Annotated in this window: 1 protein-coding gene; it reads left to right on the forward strand. The window is 67.3% G+C overall.

Translation table 11 applies throughout. The features are described from left to right. Window positions 1–40: 40 nt before the first annotated feature. Window positions 41–4,149, forward strand: a 4,109-nt coding sequence (locus tag NL1_RS35730) for an SDR family NAD(P)-dependent oxidoreductase (protein WP_245673743.1), incomplete at its 3' end; no start/stop codon positions are given.

Here is a 4,149-nt window from a genome sequence, read left to right on the forward strand (position 1 = left end):
CGCTCATGTGGCCGGGGTGCTGGATTTGCATGATGCGTGTGTGTTGGTGGCGGCGCGTGCGCGGTTGATGCAGCAGTTGCCGGTGGGGGGTGCGATGGCTGCGGTCACCGCCACTGAGGCCGAGGTTCAGGAGCTGCTGGACGAGGTGCTCGCCGAGACCGGTGCTGCACCTGTGATCGCTGCGGTGAACGGTCCTGTGGCGGTGGTGGTTTCGGGTGCGGCCGACGCGGTCGCTCGCGTGGTGGACTTGGTGGTGGAGCGTGGTGGTCGCGCGCGGTTGCTGCGGGTGAGTCATGCGTTTCATTCGCCGTTGATGACGCCGATGATCGAGGAGTTCGCTCGGGTGTTGTCGGGGTTGTCGTTTGCTCCGGCGAGGGTGCCGATTGTGTCGACGGCGACCGGGACGCTGTTGGATTCGCAGGCGTGGACCGATCCGCGGTATTGGGTGGATCAGATTCTGGCTCCGGTGCGCTTTGCGGAGGCGGTCGCGGTGGCGGCGGAGCAGGGGATCGGCGGGTTCGTGGAGTTGGGTCCGGATCCGAGTTTGACCGGTGCGATCACCGACACCCTGGCACAGTCGCATCGAGAGTTCACGGTCACCGCTGCGCTGCGCCGCGACCGTGACGAAGCCCAGTACCTCTTGACGAGCATCGCCGAGTTGTTCACTACCGGTGTTGTGGCCGCGGACGTGGATTCGATCGCGGCGGGCGTAGTTCGGCGGGTTGATCTTCCCACGTATGCGTTCCAGCGCAAGCGCTTCTGGTTGGAGCCGGTGGCCGATGCCGCCGTCGCAGGTCCGCTCGGCGTCGGTGTGTCGGACCATCCTCTGCTGGGTGCCGTTGTGGAGCTGCCCGCCGGTGGGATGGTTGTGACCGGCGAATTGTCATTGCGCTCCCATCCGTGGCTGGCCGATCATCGGGTCGCCGGTGCGGTCCTACTGCCAGGCACCGGATTCGTGGAGCTGCTCATCGCCACGGGTGACCGTGTCGGGTGCGCGCTACTCGAAGAGCTGACTTTGGTGACACCCCTGCTGCTGTCACCCGACCCGGTGCAGGTGCGGATCGTGGTGGGCGAACCGGATGCGGACGGTCGGCGCGAGGCGGTCGTGCACTCGCGCCCCGACACCGGCGAGACCGGCGCCGGGGAATGGCTGCTTCATGCCAGTGCGGTCCTTGCGGATGACACCGAGACATCAGACACCCCAGGAGGTTTGGGCGTGTGGCCGCCGGTCGGCGCCGTCGAGATCGATCTCGGAGGCGCCTACGATCGGTTGGCGGAACACGGGTACGAATACGGTCCGGTATTCCGGGGTCTGCAACGGGCCTGGCGGCGCGGCCCCGAGGTGTTCGCCGAGGTCGTATTGCACTCGGAGGCAGGCGCCGTTCCGGGATCGTTCCTGATGCATCCGGCGCTGCTCGACAGCGCCCTGCACGCGATGCTGCCCGGGATCGACGAATCGGCCGCGCAGGCCGGTCTGCCTTTCACGTGGCACGGGCTACGCGTGTCGGCGAGCGGTGCCGAACGCGCGCGGGTGCGGATTGCCCCGGTCGCCGCAGGCGGGGTATCGGTGTGGCTGGTCGATGATCACGACAGCCCGATCATGACCATCGGCGCAGTGACCATGCGAGCCATCCCCGAGCAGCTGGAACGGCACGGCGGCGCTGCCACCCGTCAGGACTCGCTGTACCGACTCGAGTGGACCGAGCACGCACTGGCACAACCGGTGTCCGAGGATCGGACCGGTTGGGCACTGCTCGGAGACGCCACCGTACTCGGCCCGGACACCGGGGCTGCGGCGCGGCTCGAGGATCTGACTGGATTGCTCGAGTCCCTCGACACCGGATACGCGATTCCCGAGGTGGTGTTGGCCGCAGTCGCTGCTGACTCGCTCACTGGTTCGGTCGTCGAGGGCGTGTACCGGCGGACCGCCGAGGTGCTTGCTCTGCTGCGGGCATGGCAGTCCGAACCGCGGGTGGCGGACACGCGTCTGGTCGTGTTGACCCGCAATGCTTCCGGCATCGGCGGCACCGAATCCAGTTCCGAGGCCACGGATTCGGTGTCGGGTTTGGCGAACTCACCGGTGTGGGGCCTGGTGCGATCGGCGCAGTTGGAGCACCCGGATCGGTTTGTACTGGTCGATACCGATGGATCGCCCGAGTCGTGGCGAGTGCTGGGCGCGGCCCTGGACAGTGGCGAGTCGCAGTTGATAATACAGGCCGGGCAGGTGCGGGTACCACGCCTGGCACGGGTCGACGGGGCGAGTAGCCCACTCGCTCAGGATGTTTCGCCGGTCTGGGACGCCGAGGGCACGGTGCTGATCACCGGTGGCTCGGGCGCTCTGGGGTCGGTGCTCGCCCGGCACCTGGTGACCGCCCACGGCGTGCGGCGGGTGCTGCTGGTGAGTCGCCGCGGTGAATCGGCGGAGGGTTTCGCCGAGCTGCGGCAGGAGCTGCTCGCAGCGGGTGCGACCGCGGTGCTCGCTGCGGCATGTGATGTGGCCGATCGCGCTCAGCTGGCCGAGGTCTTGGCGGGTGTGGATCCGGAATTCCCGGTACGGGTTGTCGTGCACACCGCCGGTGTGCTCGATGATGGCGTCATCACCTCGCTGACCGATGCCCAACTGCGGCGGGTGCTGGCGCCGAAGGTGGACGCGGCATGGCATCTGCACGAGCTGACGCGTGACCTGGATCTGCGCGCCTTCATTCTGTACTCGTCGGTCGCGGGCGTATTGGGTTCCCCAGGCCAGGGCAATTACGCCGCAGGCAATGCTTTCCTGGATGGGTTGGCGCAGTATCGGCACGGTTTGGGCTTGCCCGCGACGTCGCTGGCCTGGGGATTGTGGGAACAGGACGGCGGTCTCACCGCACACCTGCAAGCGACCGACCGGCAGCGTATGAACCGCCGCGGGTGGCTCGCGATGAGCCGCACCGCAGGGCTGGCACTGCTGGATCGCGCATTGACTGTGCCGGGGGCGATGCTGGTGCCCGCCAGGCTGGATCTGGATGCGATCCGCGCCAATCTCACCGACGGCATCTATGTCGATCTGCTCAGCTCTGGTCCCCGTCGCCTGCGCGCGGCTCCGGCACATCAGGCCGTCGACGCACCAGGATGGGCACAGCAGCTGGCCGGGCTCGACGAGCGCCGGCGTCACGCCGCGTTGACAGAACTGATCAACCGGGAGGCCGCACTCGTACTCGGTCATGACGGCGCCGCGGACATTGTCGGCAAGCGAGCCTTCAAGGAACTCGGATTCGATTCGCTGACCGCGGTCGAACTGCGCAATCGGCTGACCAAACTGACCGGGTTGCGGCTGCCGACGACGCTGGTCTTCGACTACCCGACCGTGGCGGAGCTGGTGGGGTACCTGGCCGCCGAGGTGTCCGGGGCGGTTGCCGCGATCGCACCGGCGCCGGTGGTCGCTGCCGTGGACGACGATCCGATCGTGATCGTGGGTATGGGTTGTCGCTATCCGGGGGGTGTGGGTTCGCCGGAGCAGTTGTGGCGCATAGTGTCCGACGAGGTCGACGCTGTCGCGGGGCTTCCGGAGGATCGTGGTTGGCGGGAGGATCTGTTCGATTCGGATCCGGATGCGGTGGGTAAGAGTTATGCGCGGGAGGGTGGGTTTCTTTACGACGCGGCGGAGTTCGATGCGTCGTTTTTCGGTATCTCGCCGCGTGAGGCGTTGGCGATGGATCCGCAGCAGCGGTTGTTGTTGGAGACGGCGTGGGAGACGATCGAACACGCGGGTATCGATCCCACCACGCTGAAGGGCAGCCGAACCGGTGTCTTCGCCGGGGTCATGTATTACGACTACGCGCCGCGGATCGGCGATATGCCGCCGGAGGCGGAAGGCGTCGCGCTGACCGGAAACGCGGCGAGCGCGCTATCCGGCCGAATCTCCTATGTGCTCGGTCTAGTGGGGCCCGCGCTATCGGTGGATACGGCGTGCTCGTCATCGTTGGTGGCTGTGCATCAGGCGGTGTCGGCGCTGCGGGCGGGCGAATGCTCGATGGCCCTGGCCGGCGGCGTGACGGTGATGTCGACTCCCGGCACTCTTGTCGAGTTCGCTCGCCAGCGGGGCCTGGCCGCTGATGGGCGGTGTAAGTCGTTCGCTGCTGCGGCTGATGGGGTGGGTTGGGCTGAGGGTGT

Origin of the sequence: Nocardia lijiangensis NBRC 108240, assembly GCF_001613045.1 — a bacterium.
Lineage (GTDB): Bacteria > Actinomycetota > Actinomycetes > Mycobacteriales > Mycobacteriaceae > Nocardia > Nocardia lijiangensis.